Below are 22,545 nucleotides of genomic sequence, written 5' to 3' on the forward strand. Positions count from 1 at the left end.
TACTATAAACCAAGGTAATTACAAATCGTATAGCATATACCCTACATTATACATCTTACATCAACTCACTTCTCCTTTGCCACACTAGCTGGCAGGTCGTACAATAGCCAGGTTTTGTTTTCAATAACAGCTGATTTCTGGCGGATCAGGTTAATAAAATCGGCGATGCCCAGTGGTTCGTTTCCGTTAGCGTGAATGAGAACCAAACTACCCTGTTTGGGCTGCTGATTTTTAGCTAACCAGGCATCGCTACCAATGGGCAATAAGCCAAAAGCCAATATCCGATCGAATACTGCCTTGTCGGAAACGAGGCCAGGGAATCGGAAGAAGATAGACGGTGTCAGCCCATTTTTAAGCATGGCCTGCTCGTTCAGGAGTACCTCATCGTTCAGGTTAGTAGCCGCTTCGAGCAGGAAATTCATGGGGAGTGGCAACCGTGGATTGTATCGGTGGTGGTACGAATGATTGACCCATGTAATGTCCAGATCACCCCGGCTAACCAGACTTTTCAGATAAGCCAAGTCCGCCAGATGGCTTTCCATCCAAAGTCCGGTAATTGTAATGGTAATAGGAATTGGTTTCTCCTCCGGTTCAAACGCCCGAATCAGTTGCTCAAATACAGTCCGAGTCAGCGGTTTTGTAGATGGACACAAGTCAATGGTCAGACTGAAACCACGTTCAGTTGTATCGGCCCGCTCAATACCCGCATCCTGCAAATTGTAGTCCCGCGTTTGCTCAAGTCGAAGCGCTTGGGCATAGGGTGTTTGACTGATTTGCTCTAACAGATTCGGCCAGGGCAATTCCCGAACACTAGTCGGAGGCAGGTTGACTATAGCTGTTTCGAGCGTGTGTGGGTTAAGTACCAAATAACGAATTTGCTGGCCTTGCTTCCACTGGCGTAGGACAACCTGACGAGGTTGCTGATTCGTAAGCCCAAAAAACACACGGTAATTCGCTAGCTGTCCGAAAGTAGTCAGGCTACTTAAAACGGACAGACTTAACGCAAACACAAAACGCTTCATGGTTAAACTCAGAAACCAGTCGTTGTATACGAAGTCGAGACAACTCGATTCCAGTCGGGATGGCGCTTCAGGTAGGCCGATACAAAAGGGCAAAGGGGTACAATCGTCAGATTATGATCTTCGACATAGGCCAAAACGCCTTCTACCAGTTTTGAGCCAACACCGTGTCCTTCTAAACTAGGATCAACCTCGGTATGAACCAGCGCTAGGGTTTCATCATTTACGGACTGATATTCTACAAAAGACAACTTTCCGTCAGTTTCCAGTTCGAAGCGGTGTTGGTGGGTATTGTTGTGAATAGTACTCATTTGTATACGTGTTGGGTTTTGTTATATGACTCTACGCAAAAAAAGGGCTACTTGTTCAAATTTTAATAGACCGCAGATTTTTATGAATGATAGGAGCGATTATGATTACATGAGTTTGCGGGCAAAATAAAGTCAATTGTTTATTCCACTGGATACAAAATCATAACTAAATCAGATTGCTCTTAAAAATCAGCGGTCTATTGTAATTTGCGCGTGTCTTTTTTACAGCATCATAATGAACCGTCTTGACCGCCTGACTGCCATCCTGATTCATCTGCAAACCAAGCGCGTTGTTCGTGCTCAAGAGTTAGCGCAACGATTCGGTATCAGCCTACGAACAGTATATCGGGACGTTCGATCACTGGAAGAAGCGGGCGTTCCTATCGGAGCCGAAGCAGGTGTGGGCTATTTCCTGACCGACTATCACCTGCCTCCCGTCATGTTCACTAGTGCCGAAGCCAGCGCACTTTTGATGGGCGGCAAGTTAATTGAAAAATGGGCTGATGAATCGGTTCGGACCGAATTTGAATCGGCCCTGTTCAAAATAAAATCGGTTCTCAAACGCACAGATCAAGAGCGGCTCGACGATCTGGATGCGCACATTTCGGTGGCCAAACCCCGAAATCGCCAGCCCTATTCCGATGGCTTATTGACGCATATTCAGCACGCCATCGCCCAAAACCAAGTGTTATTGCTCCAGTATCATTCGCAGTATAACGACGCCGAAACCGAACGGGAAGTTGAGCCAGTTGGCCTCCATCATTACCGCATGTGCTGGCACTTGATCGCCTTTTGTCGCATCCGGCAAGACTACCGCGATTTCCGGGTGGATCGCATTCGAGAACTGACCAACACCGGGCAACGCTTTTCTCGTCCCGAACGCCTATCCTTACAGGAATATCTTAATCGAATGGGGCAGGATTGGCCCGTAAATAACGCGACTGTTTTATTCCCTAAATCGGCTGCCCGTTATATGCAGGAGCAGAAATACGCCTATGGTTTTGAGAGCGAGGAAGATCTCGGCGAACACGTTCGGGTATATTTCCAAACGCCTTACATAGAAGGTCTGGCCCGTTGGCTGCTTATGTACGGCAGTTCTGTGACGATTGAACACCCTGAATCATTACGAACTATGATGCAGCAACTAGCCGATGAAATACAGGCACATTACGCAGCACAACCTATAGCTGGCTAAAACGCTACTGACACACTGTTGTCAGTGAGTTTACGAACCTTTGCCATCAATTTTCATTTAGTCAACGACCATGCGCAACGACCTTATTGTATCCCAATCTATCGACATCAACGCCAGCCCAGCCAGAGTGTGGGACGTATTGACGACCCCTGATCTTATCAAAGAATATCTATTCGGCACCGAAACCGTAACCGATTGGAAAATTGGGAGTGAGATTATCTTTCAGGGCGAATACGGCGAGCAAACGTATCGGGATAAAGGGGTGATCCTGGAAAACGTGCCCAACAAACTCCTCAGTTATAGCTACTGGAGTGGTTTTTCTGGCCTGGAAGATAAGCCTGAAAATTACTCGACTGTAACTTACACGTTAAGAGCCGAAAACGACAATCAGACCGAGTTCACCTGGACGCAACAGGGATACGCCACCGAAGAAGGCTATAATCACTCTGTAAACGGCATGAGCGATTTCCTGAAACAGATCAAGGAAATTGCGGAACAGTAGTTTTTGTGTCGGAGGTGGACGTTCTGGCGCGGGCATTTGCCCGTGCCTATTCATGAGCGCGAGTATATACTCGCTTATATTGGCAAGCACGAGCAAACGCTCGCGCCAGAACGCTCCAAGGTTATTTAAACGCCGGAATCCCCGTAATTTCGGCACCCAGAATTAGCAGTTGAATATCGTGTGTACCTTCATACGTACTCACCGATTCAAGATTCATCAGGTGGCGCATGATGGGATATTCACCCGATATGCCCATAGCGCCCAGAATCTGGCGGGCCTCACGAGCAGTCTTCAAGGCAATTTCAACGTTGTTCCGCTTGGCCAGCGAAATCTGCGCGACCGTCGCCCGGTCCTCATTTTTGAGCGTACCTAGTCGCCAGCAGAGTAATTGCGCCTGCGTAATATCGGTCAGCATTTCAGCCAGTTTCTTCTGCACTAATTGAAAGCTCGCAATAGGTTTATTGAACTGAATGCGTTCGAGGGAATAGCGTCGGGCTACTTCGTAACATTCCATAGCGGCTCCTAAGGCACCCCAGCAAATGCCATAACGGGCCTGCTCCAGACATTTCAGGGCGCTTTTCAAGCCATACGCTTCAGGGAGTATGTTTTCTTTCGGAACCTGCACATCCCGAAAAATCAGCTCCCCCGTACTACTCGCCCGCAGCGACCATTTATTGCCGATTTCGGCGGTTGTAAATCCTTCCATGCCCCGTTCCAGAATCAACCCCCGAACCTTACCATGCTCGTTTCGGGCCCAGACAATCGCGATATCAGCAATGTTGGCGTTGGTAATCCAGAGTTTTGACCCATTGAGCAAATAGTAATCACTGCGTTCGATAAAGCTGGTTTCCATACCACCCGGATCGGAGCCATGATTGGGTTCTGTTAAGCCGAAGCAGCCTAGTAGCTCGCCTTTTGCCAGTTTAGGTAGGTACTTTTTCTTCTGTTCTTCTGACCCGAAGGTCAAAATTGGGTACATCACCAGTGAATTCTGTACCGACACGCAGGAGCGCATACCTGAATCACCCCGCTCAATTTCCTGAGTCATCAGACCGTAGGAAATCTGGTCCAGGCCTCCCCCTCCGTATTCAACCGGAATAGTAGCACCAAAGGCACCGATCTGTCCGAACTTCTTAACCAGATGGTCAGGGAATTCACCTCGTTGGGCACACTCTTCAACAATGGGCGTAATCTCTCGTTTCACAAACGTTCGTACAGCCGACCGAACTAATTTGTGTTCGGCCGTGAGCAGGTCATCAATGCAATAGAAATCAGGCGACTCAAACGAATCAACCTTATTTCGGGGCGGAGTTAGGGAGGGGGCTTGCATAGGGAGTTAACCCAGAAAAGGGCATCTTGTTGTAGGAATGGGTATTTTTGTCAAGCTTCAGAAAAAACAGTAGGCTGGCTCAGCCCGCTATTTTCTTACCGAATGACGGCATAAATTAGCAAGTATGAAAGTCCATATTTTCGGAGCGTCAGGTTCGGGGGTAACCACGCTGGGAAACGCCCTGGCTAACCAAACCGGCTTGCCTTATTTTGACACAGATTCTTTTTTTCTGGGAGCCTTCCGACCCGCCATTTACCGTCAAACGAGATCCCATCAAACGGAACAATCAGTTGCGTAGTGCCCTAGAAAAGCGCCCTGGTTTCATTGTCGGCGGCTCGTTAGTGAGTTGGGGTGACGAGTGGTTCTCGGCGTTTGATCTGGCCGTTTTTCTCTGGATTCCACCCGATATACGACTCGATCGATTACGAAAACGAGAATTTACCCGATACGGAAGTGTGATCTATGAAGATGAGCATCGAAATCAGCTCTTCGAAGAGTTTATTAGCTGGGCATCAGGCTACGACAATCCCTTATCGACCAGACGATCATTGGTCGTGCACGAAAACTGGATGAAAAAACTTAGCTGCCCCATTCTTGAATTACGTGGCGATTACACCGTTCAGGAGCGTTTAGATGCTGTGATAAAGCAAATGGCAGAACGCCCAGTATAGTTAAAAAGCTGAGGTTTTACACTTTTTAATTGTACCTACGGGCTGAACAATTTTACTATGGCCAATCTGCTCATTGATAGTGTAAAAGATCGCACATACGATGCCATTGTCATCGGTTCGGGGATGAGTGGCGGTTGGGCCGCAAAAGAACTTACTGAACATGGCCTTCATACATTAATGCTCGAACGGGGTCGGGAGGTGAAGCACGTAACGGATTATCCGACCGCGGTGCTCAATCCTTGGGAGTTTGAGCACCGCGGTCAGGTGCCACTTCATATTCGGCAGGAGTACTCGATTGCCAGCCGGAACTATGCCTTCCACGAAGAGACCATGCATTTTTTCGCTAAAGACAGCGAGCAACCATACGTACAGGAAAAGCCCTACGACTGGATGCATGGTTATCAGGTGGGCGGGAGGTCACTAACCTGGGGACGGCAAACGCAGCGGTGGAGTGATTTCGATTTTGGCGGTCCTGCCCGCGACGGTTTTGCGGTCGATTGGCCAATTCGTTACGCCGACATTGCGCCCTGGTACAGTCGTGTCGAGAAGTTTGTGGGCATTACGGGTAACAAAGATGGCCTGGCGACACTACCCGATGGCGAGTTTTTGCCGCCCCATGAAATGTCGTGTGCTGAGACTTATTTCAAAAAACAGGTTGCGGCTAGTTACAAAGATCGGCATGTCATTATTGGCCGGGCGGCTCACCTTACCCAGCCTCAACCCATTCACTATCAACAAGGTCGTGCAAAGTGTCAACATCGAACCTTGTGTGAGCGCGGCTGTCCCTACGGCGGTTACTACAGCAGCAATGCTTCGACGATTCCCTGGGCACTCCGTACAGGAAAACTCACACTTCAGTCCAATTCGGTTGTCCATTCAATTATCTACGACGAGCATAAAAATAAGGCAACAGGAGTTCGTGTTATTGATACTCAAACCCGGCAAATGACTGAGTATTACGCCCGCATTATTTTTGTGAATGCATCGGCACTACATACCAACCTAATTCTGTTGAATTCAACCTCCAATCGATTTCCAAACGGATTGGGAAATGACAATGGGCTAATGGGCACGCACATGGCGTTCCATAGTTACCGAGGGCGCGTTACGGCAATCTACGACGGTAATCTGGATTCCACCACCGATGGTCGTCGCCCGAATAGCAGTTATATTCCCCGATTTCGGAATGTGTTTAAGCAAGAAACTGATTTCTTGAGGGGGTACGCTGCTACGTTCTATTCGTCGAGGGCGGAGCTTCAGAATCAGGATGGCATTGGGGCCTCGTTGAAACAAAACCTGATTAATCCCACACTGGGCGATTGGCAGGTTGGTTCTGCCATGATGGCCGAAACCATTCCCAAAGCAAATAGCACAGTACGACTTGACTCGACGTTGACAGACAATTGGGGAATACCTCAGTTGCGGGTTTCGGTCGGTTATGATGAGAACGACGAGAAAATTCTCAAGGATTTCTTCGAGCAGTTCACCGAAATGTACACGAAGGCAGGGTTCAAAAACATCCGCACACAAGATACCGGGCGTTTACCCGGCAGTGAAAATCATGAAATGGGTGGTGTTCGTATGGGCCGCGAGCCAAAAACATCACTGCTCAATAGCTGGAATCAACTGCATCACTGCAAAAATGTCTTTGTAACCGACGGTGCCTGCATGACCTCGACCAGCACCCAAAATCCCTCATTGACTTACATGGCCCTCACCGCCCGAGCCGCCAATTATGCGGTGAAACAAATGAAGGCGTTGACGTTGTAAGTATTGATATCAGCCCATAGTTCAAACTATGAGGTTATAGACCCAGGATGAGTTTTTTGTCATTCCGACGAAAGGAGGAATCTTAGGGCTTCTTAGTTCTCTAGCAAGGATACTTTAAGATTCCTCCTTTCGTCGGAATGACAAAAAAATTAACGCTTATTTGCTCCCGCTGACGAGCCCTGACTTAATAACCAGGTTGCCAGATCTTTGGCTGCCTGGAAATTTTGGTATTGGGCAGGAATTTTACGCCCGTCAACGTATTCGTTGTATAGCCAGGGATCGCCCACAGCGAAGACGGTTCCCTTTCCTACTTTAGCAACGCCCATAATAACATCGCCCGAATCGGTTACTGCTGCTTTGGCCGGCGCCTTTATCCCAAGCGGAGATAATTCTTTAATGTAAACCATCCGAGTATTGGGAAACACCTGGTTTCCAGAAGGTATACTGATTTTTCCCTGCTCAAATTGATTTCCCTGTACCATATTCCGGTTTTTGGGCAAAAACTGCATACCAAACCGGGCCGCCAGTTGATTGAAATGGGTATGTTCACAGTTCGATGTATCGTTGGCCATCAACACCAGTGTTCCTCCAGCCTGCACCCAATTGGCAATGGCATTGATGTCAGCTTCAGTGACGTAGTTCGGTTTTGGCGTTTCTTTCGGTGTATCGGGATCAACGATGATATACACATTAACACCTTTCAATGAAGCCGCTGTGGGAGCACCCGTTATCGTGGTTGTTTTCGCGCCCAGATCGTTAAAGATATTCTTCCACCAGAAAAACCCCGAATGCTGGCGATCATCCCAGGTATAATGAAAGGGCTCCTGCTCCACCGATCCATCTGTATGTACATTACCTTTCCGGGACTCGTGGTTAAAGTAGTTATCAACGGCAACTGTTTTACCTTTCCCAAGCCCGTCTTCGGCGGCAATTTCCATTTCAACACTGGCCATAATAAACGGCCCTACACCTTTCAAATCATCCTGACGAATGGGTTCGCTCAGATAATATTCGTAGCTGCCATCCCGATAAGGCGTTCCACCCAATCCACCAACAACAACGGTTTTCTCCAGGTGAATCAGTCCTTTGGCATCGGTCGAAATGAAGGTTTTCAGCATACCATCATAGCCTTTACGAGCGGCTGCCATCATTGAAGCGGGCAAATAACCCATCCGCACACCCTTCGCCAAGGCATACACAAACATGGCCGAACCCGATGCCTCAAGATAGTTACCTTTATCGCCCATGCGGTCGGTTACCTGATACCAGCAGCCCGATTTCGGGTCCTGATACTTTACCAAAGCGGGCATAAATCGTTGTAGAATGGCTACCAATTCACCACGGCGCGGATTCGATTGAGGAATATAATCCAGTACATCAACCAGCGCCATAGCATACCAGCCCATCGCCCGGCTCCAGAAGTTAGGTGAGTTTCCGGTTTTGGGATTTGCCCACTTCTGCTCCCGACTTTCGTCCCAACCGTGATAGATCAAACCCGTTTTCGTATCACGAGCGTGTTTTTCCATCCATACAAACTCATTGATAATATCGTCGTAGTGCTTCGAGTCGCCGTATAACGAGTTGTATTCGACTGCAAATGGCTCCGCCATGTACAAACCATCGAGCCACATCTGGTACGGATACCGCTTTTTATGCCAGTAGCCTCCTTCTTTGGTGCGAGGCTGTTCGATTAGTTGTTTATGCAGCAGATCGGCAGCTTTCCGATACTTTTCTCTTCCAGGTATCGTTTGCTGAGCCAGCAGCAACAGCGACCGACCCGGCGTGATAAAATCCAGGTTATAATCTTCCAACTTATAGGTTCGAATGTTGCCGTCGGCCGTTACATACCGATCCATGTTTTTCTGGATGTAGTTGAAATAACGATCGTCGGCCGTACGGTACCAAACTTGTTTGACACCTTCCAAAAGAACGCCCGTTTCGTATTCCCAGTGGGCCACACCCTTCGTCCCATCTTCTCGCTTGTACGAAATGGAATCTGGATTGTTGGCCATGATCGATGCAACCATACGCTGCGACCAGGGCGTTTGGGCCAACAAGACCTGACTGACTAGCAGCAGTGTACTGAAAAGACTTACTTTTTTTGTCATTATTTCTTACTTGATACCAGAACTGGTCGATTTAGGATTGATTTCTATGGTAACAGACCACGGTCGGAAGCAGTATTACAAACCTGCTCACTGAGAATGTGGCCACTACGCTTAACAAAGGAAATAGTTGCTCAACGTAAGACCATACTCTTTCCCCAATGAAAATATTTAGGAATAATCGGAAAGAACCCAAATCAGCCCATCCCTGTTAACAATTGAGTAACTTTAAGTAGTTTCGCTTACTGATCTGCCGACTGACCGTACACCCGGAACAACCCGGCCACTTTCATCATGATTCATCAACTTTCGCTTGCCTTACCCCCTGAACTAGCTCTTGATGACCTGGCTTTTCGGGAGCAGGTGTTGACCAAGCTTGGCTTACCCAATACAGAAGATATTGTAGTACGGAAACGTCGTCAATCGATTGATGCCCGAAATCGCCAGGTACGCGTACAGGTCGAGGCCGACGTGTTTGCTGGCGAAACGCCCCCTCAGCTCATCAATTACCGCAAACCGCAAATGGATATAAGCCATGCTCCACAGGCGGTTGTTGTAGGTGCTGGTCCAGCCGGACTATTTGCAGCTCTTCGGCTGATTGAATTAGGCATAAAACCGATCGTACTCGAACGAGGCAGTGATGTGCGGAACCGCCGACGCGACCTGGCCGCCATTAATAAAGACCACATCGTTAACCCTGAATCGAATTATTGTTTCGGTGAAGGCGGAGCGGGCACCTACTCTGATGGTAAGCTCTATACGCGTTCAACCAAACGGGGCGATGTCCGGCGGATTCTCGAAATCTTTGTCGCCCACGGCGCTACTGAGCAGATTTTGGTGGATGCACACCCGCATATCGGCACCAACAAACTCCCCAATGTGGTTGCCGACCTCCGCGAAAGCATCCTGAATGCTGGTGGCGAAGTCCGGTTTGACACCAAGGTAACCGACCTGATTGTATCCGGAAATGAACTGAAAGGTGTGGTTTTAGCGAATGGCGAAACCGTATTGGGAGTTGGTGTCATTTTAGCTACAGGGCACTCGGCACGGGATATTTTTTACCTGTTACATGACCATCAGATTCGTATCGAAGCGAAATCGTTTGCGATGGGTGTTCGGATCGAACATCAGCAGTCGCTGATTGATCAGTTTCAATACCATCGCCCTAATCGGGGCGATTATTTGCCAGCAGCGTCATATAGTTTAGTGACACAAACCCGTTTCAAAGGGGTAGAACGGGGCGTTTTTTCGTTTTGTATGTGTCCGGGGGGGCTTTATTGTTCCGGCAGCAACGGCTCCTGGAGAGTTAGTTGTCAATGGGATGTCGCCTTCCCGTCGGGATTCGCAGTATGCCAATTCAGGGCTGGTCGTTGCCATTTCAGACAATGATTTACGGCCCTACGCCGATGAGGGGCCACTGGCAGGGCTGGCATTGCAACAGGACCTTGAGCGATGGGCCTGTAAGATGGGAAACCTGTCGGGAGTGGATCACTCTCAAACAGCACCGGCCCAACGCATTGTTGATTTTGTGGACGGGCGCGTCTCGAAGGACCTCCTGCCAACCTCCTATCAGCCAGGACTGGTATCGGTCGATATGAGCGACGTACTGCCCGATCACATTGCCCATCCCTTGCAACAGGGACTTCGCGATTTCGGGCGAAAGATGCGTGGTTATTTAAGTAACGACGGGCAGATTATTGGTGTCGAAAGCCGAACATCATCGCCCGTTCGTATCCCGCGAGATCGGGAGACTTGTGAACATGTGGACGTAAAACGGTTATTTCCCTGTGGCGAAGGGGCTGGCTATGCAGGTGGCATTGTATCGGCAGCTATGGACGGTGAACGTTGCGCAGAGGAATTAGTTAAGTTGTATAAATAGGTTTACAGTTTACAGTATTTGGTTCACGGTGAACCAGTGTCAACAGCTCTTGCACGAACCCACCGTAGACCGATTGCCATAAACCTCAAACCTCAAACCAGTAATGATCGACACCTCATTTCAGAACTTTACCGAAGACCTGCGGAAACGCCTTCAAAAGCCACTTCCGGGCGAAACAGCGCACAAAAAAATGGCGTCGGCAAATCGGTATCGGCAGGGGTTCAAACCCAATGAGCGTACTCGTCGGTCGGCAGTGTTGATTTGCTTTTATCCTTATCAGCATTCTATTTACCTGCCGCTTATTCTTCGGCCTCAATATGATGGCGTTCATGCTGGCCAAATGGCTTTTCCGGGTGGTCGTATGGAGCGTATCGATGAAAATTTGACGCGTACAGCTCTTCGCGAAGCCCAGGAAGAAGTAGGTATTCGCGTATCAGACGTAAAAGTGCTGGGACTACTAACAGAGTTGTTTATTCCGCCGAGTAATTTTTATGTCCAACCCGTCGTTGGTGTTCTCCCCTATCGACCAGACTTTTACCCCGACCCGCGCGAAGTCGAAGCAGTTGTCGAGGTCAACTTAGACACACTTTTGGACGAGACTATTGTTGGCGATAGTCAGATTGAAGTCCGGGGAGTACTCATCGATGCACCATTTTATCAAGTTCAGGGTTATCGGGTTTGGGGGGCTACAGCCATGATGATTAGCGAATTACTGATGGTTATTGATGCGTAGCCTTACAATACATCCCACCATAAACGGCCTCATTGATCATAGCAGAAATGCGCCTGCAGGCGTAAAGAAGGGGCTTATTGATAGTTATCTGGCGAGCTAATCAGTCTACGTTTTTGATCGGCTTATTTCATCACTGGTGTGGCTAAAAAAAAAAGAGTATGTGCATAAACACTTTTTTTTAAATCGGCGCGAAATAAGTAAACTAAGTACTTCCTGAACAGTAACATAAAAAAACGAGGCCAACTATGCATAGGCATTGCCATTTATCTAGTTCATTATGAAAACTATACCATTTGTTTTCTCCCGAAAAAACCAGCCAATCAACTACCCTCGAGTAAGGGTTTTTACGGACAAAACCCCCTAACTTATTGAGCAGCCTGAAGCGCAAAAAACCACTCATTTTCAAGTAGGTACGATTGATAAAGTCGTCAACATTAATAGCTTTGCATGTTTAAAAACACGCACGGACTTTTAATCGTTAAAAATCAAGTTTCCTCTTGCAAATTATTACCCTGTGAAAAGATGGATTGCTCTCGCTCTCGTCGCTGCTGTACTCGGCGGGATTATTTACTACAACAAAGTATTACACCCGGCTCCTGGGGCTGCGGGCGGTGGCCCTGGTGGGGGCGGAAAAGGCGGAGGTGACGGAAAAGGTGGACCGGGAGGCAAAGGCGGACCCGGTGGTGGCGCTCCTGCCAGCGTTAATGGTTTTGTAGTCGTATCACAACAACTTCGAGAAGATATCGTATCTGGAGGCTCGTTATTAGCCGCCGAGCAGGTCGATATTTACCCCGAAATATCAGCCCGTATTACTCAGCTTAACATTCAGGAAGGTCATGCAGTAACCAAAGGTGCTTTGCTGGTGAAGCTCTTCGATGCTGATCTGAGAGCACAATTGTTAAAGCTTCAGGCGCAGGCTGATAATGCCAAGCGTACCGAAGAACGGAACAAGCAATTGCTGGAACGTGGCGGTATCAGCCAACAGGAATATGATATTGTAACGACCAACCTTCGTTCGTCTCTGGCCGACATTGAGTTGGTTAAAGCCAATCTGCAACGAACAGAAATCCATGCACCCTTTTCAGGGGTTATTGGCCTGCGAAATGTAAGTAATGGTGCTGTTGTATCACCTAACACACTCATTGCCCGGTTGCAGCAAATTTCGTCGCTCAAACTCGATTTTTCGATTCCAGAAAAATATGGGCAGGCTGTACACAATGGCAGTCAGATTTCGTTTAATGTAGATGGCGTTTCGGAGCCAAGCCAGGGTGTGGTATATGCAATTGAACCAGGTGTAGAAGAGCAAACCCGTAACCTGAAGATTCGGGCACGAGTTAATAATGCATCAGCCAAATTCCGGCCTGGCGCGTTTGCTCGGGTCACGTTAACGGTTCAGAACAACAACAGCCTGGTAGTGCCAACGCAGGCCGTTATTCCACAAACACGTACCAATCAGGTGATTGTCGTAAAAAATGGCAAAGCGCAGTTTAAAGATGTGAAAACAGGACTTCGTACAGAAGGGGTTATTCAAATCCTGTCGGGTCTGAGCGTTGGTGATACGGTAGCAACAACGGGTTTGCTGTTTTTAAAACCCGATGCGCCAGTTAAAATCGGCAAAGTCATCACCGTATCCGGGACACCTAAAGTGGCTATCAAATAAATTACGTTCACTGTTTCAAGCTCAACAAAGAAAATGAGTCTACCCGAATTAAGCTTAAACAGGCCCGTTTTCGCGATGGTGATGTCCATCGTGATCGTGCTGTTCGGCGTTATCGGATTCACGTTTCTAGGTGTACGTGAATATCCGGCTATTGACCCTCCGGTCATTTCGGTCCGAACGAACTATACAGGCGCAAACCCCGAAATTATTGAGTCGCAGATTACGGAGCCTATTGAGAAGTCGCTGAACAGTATCGAAGGGATTCGAACGATTTCATCGATCAGTGCTTTAGGAGCTAGCACGATTACCGTTGAGTTTAACCTTGACGCGAATCTGGAACAAGCTGCCAACGATGTGCGTGACAAGGTATCGCAGGCTCAGCGACAGCTTCCTCAGGATATTGATGCGCCACCGGTTGTTACCAAAGCGGATGCTAACTCGGAACCGATCATTTTCATGAACGTTCAGAGTACAACCCGTAGCGCAACGCAATTGTCGGACTATGCCGAAAACGTACTTCAGGAGCGCTTGCAAACCATTCCAGGCGTTAGCCAGGCCAATATCTACGGGCTCAAGCGCCAGGCGATGCGTTTATGGATTGATCCAATCAAACTATCGGCTTACCGACTAACCTCGCAGGACATCCAGAATGCGCTGACCTCGCAAAACGTCGAATTACCTGGTGGTAAAGTGTATGGCAATGCAACTGAGTTAACAGTAAAAGCGGTTGGCCGGTTAACAACTGAAGATGATTTTAACAACCTGATTCTTCGGCAAACGAGCAACCAGATCATCCGTTTCAAAGATGTTGGATATGCGGTATTAGGCGCTGAAAATGAAGAAACAAACTCCAAGCAGAACGGAGCCGTAGGGGTTATTCTGGCGCTGATTCCTCAGCCAGGTGCCAACTACGTAAGTATCGCTGATGAGTTTTATAATCGGTTTGATCAGCTGAAGAAAGATCTTCCACCGGATATCATTGTCTTTGTTGGTACTGATCGAAGTATCTTCATTCGACGAGCCATTGAAGAAGTAGGTGAAACGCTGCTTATTTCATTCGTACTGGTTGTACTGGTTATTTATTTCTTCTTCCGCGACTGGCTGATTGCGTTCCGCCCACTGATCGATATTCCCGTATCGCTGATCGGTGCCTTCTTTATCATGTACCTGGCCGATTTCAGTATTAACGTCCTAACGCTGTTGGGAATCGTACTGGCAACTGGGCTTGTGGTGGATGATGGTATCGTAGTCACGGAAAATATCTTCAAGAAGATTGAAGAGGGCATGGATACCGAAGAAGCGGCTAAAGAAGGCTCGAATGAAATCTTCTTTGCGGTTATCTCGACGTCGATCACGCTGGCCATTGTATTCCTGCCGATTATCTTCCTGCAAGGTTTCGTTGGGCGGCTGTTCCGTGAGTTTGGGATTGTGGTGGCTGGAGCCGTATTAATTTCGGCTTTTGTATCGCTTACGCTGACCCCGGTATTAAGTGTCAAACTAACCAGTAAGGATCACGGACAGTCCTGGTTTTATCGAAAAACAGAACCATTTTTCAAATGGCTGGACGACTCCTATCGCGAGTCGCTCATGGGCTTCATGCGCAAGCGAGGTTGGGCTTTTGCCATGATTGTTGCCTGTTTAGCACTGATTTTCGGTCTGGGCTCGATGCTTAAATCGGAGTTAGCCCCACTCGAAGACCGAGGCCGAACCCGGATCTCGATTACATCGCCAGAAGGTACCAGCTTTGAAGCCCAATCTGCGCTAACCGACCGTGTCCTACAGTTTGTACTTGACTCCATCCCAGAAAACAAACTGGCTTTTAGCGTTGTAGCACCTGGTTTTTCAGGAGCAGGAGCGGTTAACTCATCCTTTGTGATGTTGAACATGGTCGATGCTGCTGATCGGAAGCGATCACAGCAGGACATTGTGGATTACCTAACGAAGAATCTTAAAAAGTTCAGCGAGGCCCGCATGTTTGCGACGCAGGATCAGACCATTCAGGTTGGACGCGGAGGTGGCTTGCCGGTGCAGTTCGTTATTCAAAACCTGAATTTTGAGAAGCTCCGGGAGAAGTTACCGACCTTCCTGGATGAAGTGCAGAAAGATCCTACCTTCCAGACTTCTGATGTCGATCTAAAGTTTAATAAACCGGAGCTGAACATCACCATCGAGCGGGAGAAAGCGACCAACCTGGGGGTTTCAGTGCAGGATGTTGCTCAAACACTGCAACTAGCGCTTAGTAACCGTCGTCTGGCTTACTTCCTGATGAACGGCAAGCAGTATCAGGTTATTGGTCAGGTAGACCGGGCAGACCGCGACGCTCCTGTTGATTTAGCCTCGTTTTACGTGCGCTCCAATAATGGTCAACTAATTCAGTTAGATAACCTGGTTAAATTCCAGGAGGTCAGTAGCCCCCCGCAAGTGTATCACTTCAATCGGTTTAAATCAGCGACTGTATCGGCTAGTCTGGCTCCTGGTAAAACGATTGGCGACGGTGTAGATGCCATGCGCGCGATTGCCGCCCGAACACTTGATCAAACGTTCCAGACGGCCCTTTCCGGTCCTTCGCGTGACTATGCTGAAAGTTCGTCAAACACGCTGTTTGCCTTCGGTCTGGCGCTGATTCTGGTTTACTTAGTCCTGGCCGCCCAGTTCGATTCGTTTGTCGATCCGCTCATTATCATGATTACGGTACCGTTGGCGCTGGCCGGAGCAGTTTTCTCGCTTTGGATGTTTAATCAGACACTGAATATTTTCAGTCAGATTGGTATCATCATGCTGGTAGGGCTGGTTACTAAAAACGGGATTCTGATTGTGGAGTTTGCGAACGAACAACGCCTGACGGGTAAGAATAAATTTGAGGCAGCCGCCGAATCGGCAGCGATGCGCTTGCGTCCTATTTTGATGACAACTCTTGTAGCAGCTTTTGGTGCATTACCATTGGCTATGGCGTTGGGGTCGGCCTCAAAAAGCCGAGTGCCACTTGGTATTGTTATCGTGGGTGGGCTTATCTTCTCGCTCGTTTTGACGCTTTATGTCGTGCCGGTTATTTACACCTATATGAGTCGTCGGAAGGATGTAAAGCCTGAAGAACCTCAACAGGACAATACGCCAAAACCGAAACCCGCAGTCGTACATATTTAGCCATTGTTGTCATATGAATCAGGGGTGGATCTGTAAATCAGGTTCACCCCTGATTCGTTTAGAAGTCAGGTAGCGTTCTTCCCTCTCAATAAAAACATTCCCTGCATCGGTTATAAACAATCCTTTTTATTCTTATCTCATTTTGGGGGCTCTTTCACTAACAATTGGCTCCTCACTAAATCCGGATGAAACGACACATTTATCTTTTTCTACTATTACTTGGGCCAATTGCTTTTGCCCAAACGCCCTTAAAAGTCGATAACGAATTTGCGTTTGCCGCCAAGCAATACGAATTAATGCTGAAAAGCCACCCCGACACAACTAAATTCCCTCAGTCGACAAAACCCGACGGTACGCCTGACGACCGAAAATCAGACTGGTGGTGTAGTGGTTTCTTTGGTGGGTCGCTTTGGCACATCTATGAGCGCACCAAAGCTCCCGTCTGGAAAGAGGCTGCCAACAAATGGACGATGGCCGTAGCCAAAGAGCAGTACAATACCGGCACGCACGATCTGGGATTCATGCTCTACTGCCCCTTCGGCAATGGTTACCGACTCACCAAAAATCCAGCGTATCCGCCTATTTTACTCACTGGCGCAAAATCACTGTCTACCCGTTTCGATCCTAAGGTTGGGGTTATTAAATCGTGGAATAAATTCCAGAACTATACGTACCCGGTTATCATCGATAACATGATGAATCTGGAGTTCCTGTTCTGGGCGGCAAAAACATCGGGGAATAAGGAGTTCTATAACCTATCCGTTACGCACGCCGACAACACCATGAAAAACCACTATCGGCCTGATTACAGCAGCTACCATGTGGTTTGCTATAATCCAGATGGTACGGTGGCTGCCAAGAAAACGGCGCAGGGCTATGCCGATAATTCCGCCTGGGCACGGGGACAAGCGTGGGGTCTGTACGGATTCACGGTTATGTATCGCGAAACGAAAGACAAGAAATACCTGGATTTCGCCCGTCACATTGCTGATTTCTATTTGAATCACCCAAACCTGCCAGCCGATAAAATTCCATACTGGGATTTCAATGCGCCCAATATTCCAAACGAAGAGCGGGATGCTTCGGCAGGTGCCATTACAGCGTCGGCTTTACTCGAACTATGCACCTACGGCGGCCCGTCGGCAAAAACGTACTATCAGTCGGCCGTGAAAATGCTGCAGAGCCTGTCTAGCCCGGCTTACAAGGCTAATCTGGGGGAAAACAACAATTTTATTCTGAAGCATAGCGTAGGTCATAAACCTCAAAAAAGCGAAGTCGACACACCAATCATCTACGCGGATTACTACTATCTGGAAGCGTTACTGCGTTACGATGCGCTCCGGAAAAAGTCAGCTTTCCGTTCGTAATCGATATAGAACTAATAGTTTTTGACAGGATTTACAGGATGAACAGGATTTATTTCGACAAACAAATCCTGTTCATCCTGTAAATCCTGTCAAAAACTATTTAATAATAGCGCCTAATCGCCTGAATGGTAACAATGGTTGGAGCAGATAGATAAAAATCGAATAAAGAACGGCCCAATAACTCATGACTGATCGCATTCAGGTGTTGGGGGTCATTTACTAAAAAATATTCCTCTTGCGGACGAATAATCGAATCGGAGTCGAACACACTAAATAACTGCTTATCCGCTTCATCCAATAGCACATTCCGGCTCCGCTGCCGAACCCACTGATTAGCCCGATTCAGATGAGGAAATGGTGTTATAATCAGCACATTATGTCGATAAGGCCGTAATTGTTTCAATAACATAGACAAGGCCATAGCACGACGAGAACGGAGTAGCGAGGCTAGTAACGTCTTCGCAGCCTTAAGCGGACTCAACACCTGAGTCCCGGTGCTATCTAACTTCAAATCAAAGGGTTGTAGCAAAACTGGCGCAGCCAAACAAGGCACGTCAATCGAATTAAATGCTGACGGTTGCAGAATCCGGTGATCCAATTGCAGTACGATTAAGTCATAACGATTAAGCGGTAACTGCGCGAGTGTTGACGACATTTGTGCCATTGTCAGATGCGCATAGGCTTCTACCGACACCGCCTGCCCGGCAAGGCTGACCTGACGAATAAAATGCCCGATATAACTTAAGTTTCCTCCCTCCAGACCAAAGCCGTAGGTATGTTCATCGCCAATTACTAACACGTTCATCAGTCAACAAAAACGGGGCGAATAAACCCGTTTTATCCCTTTACGTAGGTAGTAGGCCAACTGTGGCAACCAACTCAGAAAAATAATTATCAACCAAAACAATAATTGCAACGTTCTACGTTTGAAACGCGTAGAGTAGGATAGAGTCAGGTTGTTAACGTAAATCCGATCGAACTTTGTTTTTCCGAAAATCGTCTCCGTTTGCTGATAATGATCTGCTAAGCGTCATTCGGGCTTGTCGTGTCAATGACCCACGAGCCCAACGAACGCTGTTTAAGCAGTTTTTTGGCTATGCCAAAAGTATTTGTCTGCGCTATACGTCAAGTTCCGAAGAAGCCGAAGATGTTCTGAACGAAGGATTTCTTAAAGCATTTCAACATTTAGACAGCTATGACGAAACATTACCGTTCAAGGCCTGGCTACGGACTATCCTGGTCAATACAGCCATAAGCCATTATCGTAAGAATCATCGGTTCGAACAACATACATCGCTCGAAGCGGGTGAGCAGGTCACTTTCGACGAAAACATTGTCGATCAGATTGCAGCGGAGGAGATTCTGGCCCTTGTGCAGCAACTTACCCCAACCTACCGAACTGTATTTATGATGCACGTGGTGGATGGTTATACGCTCCACGAAATTGCCGGGATCTTGAGTCATAACGAGGCAACGGTGCGCTCGAATTATGCTCGTGCCCGGCAGAAATTACAGGTACTCATTAAACAAGCCTATCCTTTTTACGAAAATTCTAGCCCTGGGGCTACTATACCATATCATGAAAACTGACCGATTTTCCGATATTATCCGGCGAAAACTGGAAAGTATTCGGCCGGAGTTTACTGAAAAAGACTGGACGCGAATGCAAGCCACGCTTCAGCAGGCTAGCCCTCCCCTGCCTGGTTCGGCTGGAGCGGGTCAGCCGTTCAGTGGCAGTGTCTGGTCGACTCACCCCTGGTTCATGGCTGCTGCTTCTGTTGGTACAGCTGCATTGATCTCATTCAGCGTCTGGCAACGGAGCCAGATCAGCGATCTACAGAAAACCGTTGGCCAACTAAAACAGAAGTCTGATTCAACACAGGTGGCTCCAATGTCGCCAGCGCAGGAACAGCCAACATTGGCCAAAGCAGATAACGCTGTTCAGCCTTCACAAAATCAGGAATCAGCAGCGGCTCAAAATATTTCCGGCCAACGCGACACGGTTTATATAACCCGCTATGTGCAGGTACCTTCTCGCTCGCAATTCGATCACTCAGAAGAGCGTCATGATGTTAGGACAGAAACGCCACCTGATCAACGATATGCTGAGACGGGCCGTGCTCCTGTCAACTCCGGTTTATCACGCCAACAAAATGACCTAAACTCCAACCAGAAAACTGATTCATATGGCGTTTCTTCTACTCCTTTAACCAGTGACAGGAATACTTCAGATCTTGCCTCTCCAACCCTGACAGGCACGACCAATGCGCCGTCAGCCAGTGAGAAGAATTCGACCTACTCTTCAGAAATGAGCGGCAACGAATCGAATCGACTGGCAGGTAATAGACGTGCAGGACGTAGACAAAAAGGTCGCGACACCAACCGAAACAACTTATACGAATCTGAATCGTATGCGGGACAATCGGCTATTAACCAGACCAGAAACACCAATTTACCGCCCAACGACCCGACTGCTTCTACGAACAGGACTTCTGCATCAGCGGAGCAATCGGTGGCATCAGCAAGTTATGAACTGGCTAACAGTCGTTCCTTGTCGACCAAAACGGTTAATTGGAGCGCTCTAATGGCACAGCGCTCAAAACGTATACGCCAGGCGTGGACACCGGCGGTTACAGACGTTGTTGAACAGAAATCGACGGCTCCCGAAAGTCAACCGACTCCACGTGTGGGCACTCAATTCCGCTTGGGTGTAGGGGGCGAACTGGCCAGTGGCTCTCAGAATTTTGGTGTATTTTCTGAAGTGTTGCTAGGCAAACATTGGTCGTTAGGTATAGGCTTTGTCAAAGCAAACTATACCAATAAGTTTACTGATGACCAGGATTTTGAGAAACGTACCCACCGCGATTTCAAAAATGCATTTGGTCCGGGTATAGATCAGTTCCGTGAAATTGTAGGCATTGATACACGTCAAACTCGTTATCAAATACCCATTAGTCTCGGCTACCGCATACCGCTTAATGCATCGCTAACGCTGTTGTCAAGTGTTGGTACGTATTTGAATCTGAATAACTTGGAGAACGTCTCGTTTTACTGTCGTTTGCCTCTTCTTCCATTTCAGCCGAACCCAAACAAGTATGCCACTGGTCAGGTCGATCTTATTAAAAAGCAACCAATTGACTTAATCAATAGTCTGGCATTGGGAGCTGGTCTCGAATGGCATAGTCGACATTGGGCCCTACAAGGTACTCCAGTACTTAATATGCCTATACAGTCTGCTACAACTATGATGCAGCCTGATCAGAACTGGCAGCAAAAGGCAACGGTTAGTTTACGGGCAAGGCTTTTGTACAACTTTTAGTCGTAGCTTATCAAAAAAGGAACTGCCCGTGAAAGAATTTTCGCGGGCAGTTCCTTTTTAAATTACACACTTATTTATTGGCAGACACCCGCCAGATACGACCAGAAGCGTCATCGGCCACAAGCATAGTTCCGCCAGGCAATACAGTTACGCCAACGGGCCGGCCATATACATTTTTATTATTGTCTCCCAGAAAACCGGTTAAGAAATCTTCTGGTTTTCCGGGCTTACCATCCTGAAATGGCACAAATACAACTTTATAACCCACCAGTTGCGACCGATTCCATGAGCCATGTTGACCGATAAAGGCACCGTTTCGGTATTTTTCAGGAAACTGTGTTTTATCATAAAAGGCCAAGCCCAAGGAAGCCGTATGTGATCCTAATGGCACATCGGGAATAATGGCTTTTTTAACCAAATCGGGGCGCTCCCCTTTCCGGCGCGGATCTTCATTTTGGCCGTAATACGAATAAGGCCAGCCATAAAATGCGCCTTCTTTCACACTGGTCAGGTAATCAGGCACCAGGTCATCGCCTAATTCATCCCGTTCATTAACAGCCGTATACAAAACTTTAGTTGTAGGCTGCCAGCCCATTCCAACTGGGTTTCGTAACCCACTGGCATAAATACGCTCGCCAGATCCATCAGGATTAATTTCCAGAATATTCGCCCGTCGGAGTTCGTTTTCGGGGCCGTGTTCGCCCACATTACTGCCAGAACCAACGGTAACGAAAATCTTCTTTCCGTCGGGACTGGCTAGCAAGTTTCGGGTCCAGTGATTGTTGTAGCCGCCCACTGGTAAGTCCAGGATTTTCTTGCCGGGTGCCGTTATTTTCGTTTGACCAGGCTTGTAATCATAGCGCATTAACGCGCCCGTGCCAGCCGCATAGAAGCTGTTACCCAAAACCAGCATGCCAAATGGGCGATCAAGCCCTGTCAGGAATGTTTCTTTTAAGTCGGGCTTACCATCGTTGTTGGTATCCCGAAAGAGGGTAATTCGATTCGCACTGGTTCCTTCGCGCTCCGACTTATTACGCCCCGTTACGGCATTGATAACTTTGGCTTTAGCACCAGTCCGCTCCGTATTGGCTTCGGCCACGAAGATGTCGCCGTTAGGCGCCACGTATATCCAGCGGGGGCTTGCCAGATCGCGGGCAAACTCGGTAACCGTAAAACCGGCAGGGGCCTGGGGTGTTTTGCCTTCTGGCCAGCCAACCACATTACTGAAGTTTTTCGCCGATTTTGTTGCGAACGGAGCTGGTAAATTAATCGTCGTATCGACTGTTGTAACCGTTTCTCCGGTCTGATTGGTCTCTTTTTTTGTGTTACACCCCACCAGGGAGGCAGACAGGGCCATACCTGCCAGAATAACTGTTGTCTTTTTCATCGTTGAGTAAATTTTACGTTTACTCAACTCCCCGAACAATCATTTGGTTACGAGGTAGACACTCTTGCGTTAACAACCTTATGTCCACAGAGGTATGGAGAACACAGAGACATATTATATCTTCCTTTTTGTGCTCCGTGCCTCTGTGGATAT

The 22,545-nt window shown here is 48.0% G+C and carries 16 protein-coding genes and 1 pseudogene; 11 read left to right on the plus strand and 6 right to left on the minus strand.

Features of this window, described 5'->3' with window-relative positions; translation table 11 throughout:
* Positions 1-65: 65 nt before the first annotated feature.
* Positions 66-1,022, minus strand: a complete 957-nt coding sequence (locus H3H32_RS17640) for a polysaccharide deacetylase family protein (RefSeq protein ID WP_182463981.1) — start codon at positions 1,020-1,022, stop codon at positions 66-68.
* A gap of 8 nt (positions 1,023-1,030) precedes the next feature.
* Positions 1,031-1,330 carry a GNAT family N-acetyltransferase gene (locus tag H3H32_RS17645; RefSeq protein WP_182463982.1) on the minus strand — a complete coding sequence of 100 codons (300 nt, stop codon included), beginning with the start codon at positions 1,328-1,330 and terminating at the stop codon, positions 1,031-1,033.
* Between the two features lie 235 nt (positions 1,331-1,565).
* On the opposite strand from H3H32_RS17645, the gene H3H32_RS17650 reads away from it, so the two are divergent.
* Both H3H32_RS17650 and H3H32_RS17655 read left to right on the plus strand, forming a co-directional pair.
* Complete coding sequence (locus H3H32_RS17650) at positions 1,566-2,525, plus strand: helix-turn-helix transcriptional regulator (protein WP_182463983.1); 960 nt, start codon at positions 1,566-1,568, stop codon at positions 2,523-2,525.
* 70 nt (positions 2,526-2,595) lie between these two features.
* The gene (locus H3H32_RS17655) at positions 2,596-3,027 is read left to right on the plus strand and encodes an SRPBCC family protein (protein WP_182463984.1); all 432 of its coding nucleotides are present in this window, start codon (positions 2,596-2,598) and stop codon (positions 3,025-3,027) included.
* A 121-nt stretch (positions 3,028-3,148) separates the two neighbouring features.
* Here the strand turns inward: H3H32_RS17655 and H3H32_RS17660 are convergent, their stop codons facing one another.
* Positions 3,149-4,357, minus strand: a complete 1,209-nt coding sequence (locus H3H32_RS17660; RefSeq protein WP_182463985.1) for an acyl-CoA dehydrogenase family protein — start codon at positions 4,355-4,357, stop codon at positions 3,149-3,151.
* 209 nt (positions 4,358-4,566) lie between these two features.
* Between H3H32_RS17660 and H3H32_RS17665 the strand changes: the two genes are divergently transcribed.
* Together H3H32_RS17665 and H3H32_RS17670 are read left to right on the plus strand one after the other, a co-directional pair.
* The gene (locus tag H3H32_RS17665; protein WP_240543801.1) at positions 4,567-5,028 is read left to right on the plus strand and encodes a P-loop NTPase family protein; all 462 of its coding nucleotides are present in this window, start codon (positions 4,567-4,569) and stop codon (positions 5,026-5,028) included.
* A 57-nt stretch (positions 5,029-5,085) separates the two neighbouring features.
* Positions 5,086-6,798, plus strand: coding sequence for a GMC oxidoreductase (locus H3H32_RS17670; RefSeq protein WP_182463986.1), 1,713 nt, complete (start codon positions 5,086-5,088; stop codon positions 6,796-6,798).
* A 149-nt stretch (positions 6,799-6,947) separates the two neighbouring features.
* Here H3H32_RS17670 and H3H32_RS17675 read toward each other — a convergent pair whose 3' ends face one another.
* Positions 6,948-8,906: a DUF4350 domain-containing protein gene (locus H3H32_RS17675; RefSeq protein ID WP_182463987.1), complete on the minus strand. Its 1,959-nt coding sequence runs from the start codon at positions 8,904-8,906 to the stop codon at positions 6,948-6,950.
* A 291-nt stretch (positions 8,907-9,197) separates the two neighbouring features.
* Here H3H32_RS17675 and H3H32_RS17680 point away from each other — a divergent pair.
* From H3H32_RS17680 to H3H32_RS17700, 5 genes and pseudogenes are all read left to right on the plus strand, one after another.
* Positions 9,198-10,782 (plus strand): annotated as a pseudogene (locus H3H32_RS17680) (NAD(P)/FAD-dependent oxidoreductase).
* A gap of 103 nt (positions 10,783-10,885) precedes the next feature.
* Entirely contained in the window at positions 10,886-11,515 is a 630-nt protein-coding gene (locus tag H3H32_RS17685; RefSeq protein ID WP_182463988.1) for an NUDIX hydrolase, read from the plus strand.
* A gap of 514 nt (positions 11,516-12,029) precedes the next feature.
* Positions 12,030-13,175 carry an efflux RND transporter periplasmic adaptor subunit gene (locus tag H3H32_RS17690; protein WP_182463989.1) on the plus strand — a complete coding sequence of 382 codons (1,146 nt, stop codon included), beginning with the start codon at positions 12,030-12,032 and terminating at the stop codon, positions 13,173-13,175.
* Positions 13,176-13,208: 33 nt separating this feature from the next.
* Positions 13,209-16,319 carry an efflux RND transporter permease subunit gene (locus H3H32_RS17695; RefSeq protein WP_182463990.1) on the plus strand — a complete coding sequence of 1,037 codons (3,111 nt, stop codon included), beginning with the start codon at positions 13,209-13,211 and terminating at the stop codon, positions 16,317-16,319.
* A 185-nt stretch (positions 16,320-16,504) separates the two neighbouring features.
* Positions 16,505-17,686: a glycoside hydrolase family 88 protein gene (locus H3H32_RS17700; protein WP_182463991.1), complete on the plus strand. Its 1,182-nt coding sequence runs from the start codon at positions 16,505-16,507 to the stop codon at positions 17,684-17,686.
* Between the two features lie 100 nt (positions 17,687-17,786).
* Here H3H32_RS17700 and H3H32_RS17705 read toward each other — a convergent pair whose 3' ends face one another.
* Positions 17,787-18,491: an SGNH/GDSL hydrolase family protein gene (locus tag H3H32_RS17705; protein WP_182463992.1), complete on the minus strand. Its 705-nt coding sequence runs from the start codon at positions 18,489-18,491 to the stop codon at positions 17,787-17,789.
* 176 nt (positions 18,492-18,667) lie between these two features.
* Here H3H32_RS17705 and H3H32_RS17710 point away from each other — a divergent pair, with 176 nt between their 5' ends.
* On the plus strand, positions 18,668-19,276 hold the full coding sequence (locus tag H3H32_RS17710; RefSeq protein WP_182463993.1) for an RNA polymerase sigma factor: 609 nt from the start codon (positions 18,668-18,670) through the stop codon (positions 19,274-19,276).
* Positions 19,266-21,005: a hypothetical protein gene (locus tag H3H32_RS17715; protein ID WP_182463994.1), complete on the plus strand. Its 1,740-nt coding sequence runs from the start codon at positions 19,266-19,268 to the stop codon at positions 21,003-21,005. Before H3H32_RS17710 ends, H3H32_RS17715 begins: the two co-directional genes overlap by 11 nt.
* 70 nt (positions 21,006-21,075) lie before the next feature.
* Here H3H32_RS17715 and H3H32_RS17720 read toward each other — a convergent pair whose 3' ends face one another.
* Positions 21,076-22,392 carry a PQQ-dependent sugar dehydrogenase gene (locus H3H32_RS17720; protein ID WP_182463995.1) on the minus strand — a complete coding sequence of 439 codons (1,317 nt, stop codon included), beginning with the start codon at positions 22,390-22,392 and terminating at the stop codon, positions 21,076-21,078.
* Between the last annotated feature and the right edge of the window lie 153 nt (positions 22,393-22,545).

This window comes from Spirosoma foliorum (assembly GCF_014117325.1).
Classification (GTDB): Bacteria; Bacteroidota; Bacteroidia; order Cytophagales; family Spirosomataceae; genus Spirosoma; species Spirosoma foliorum.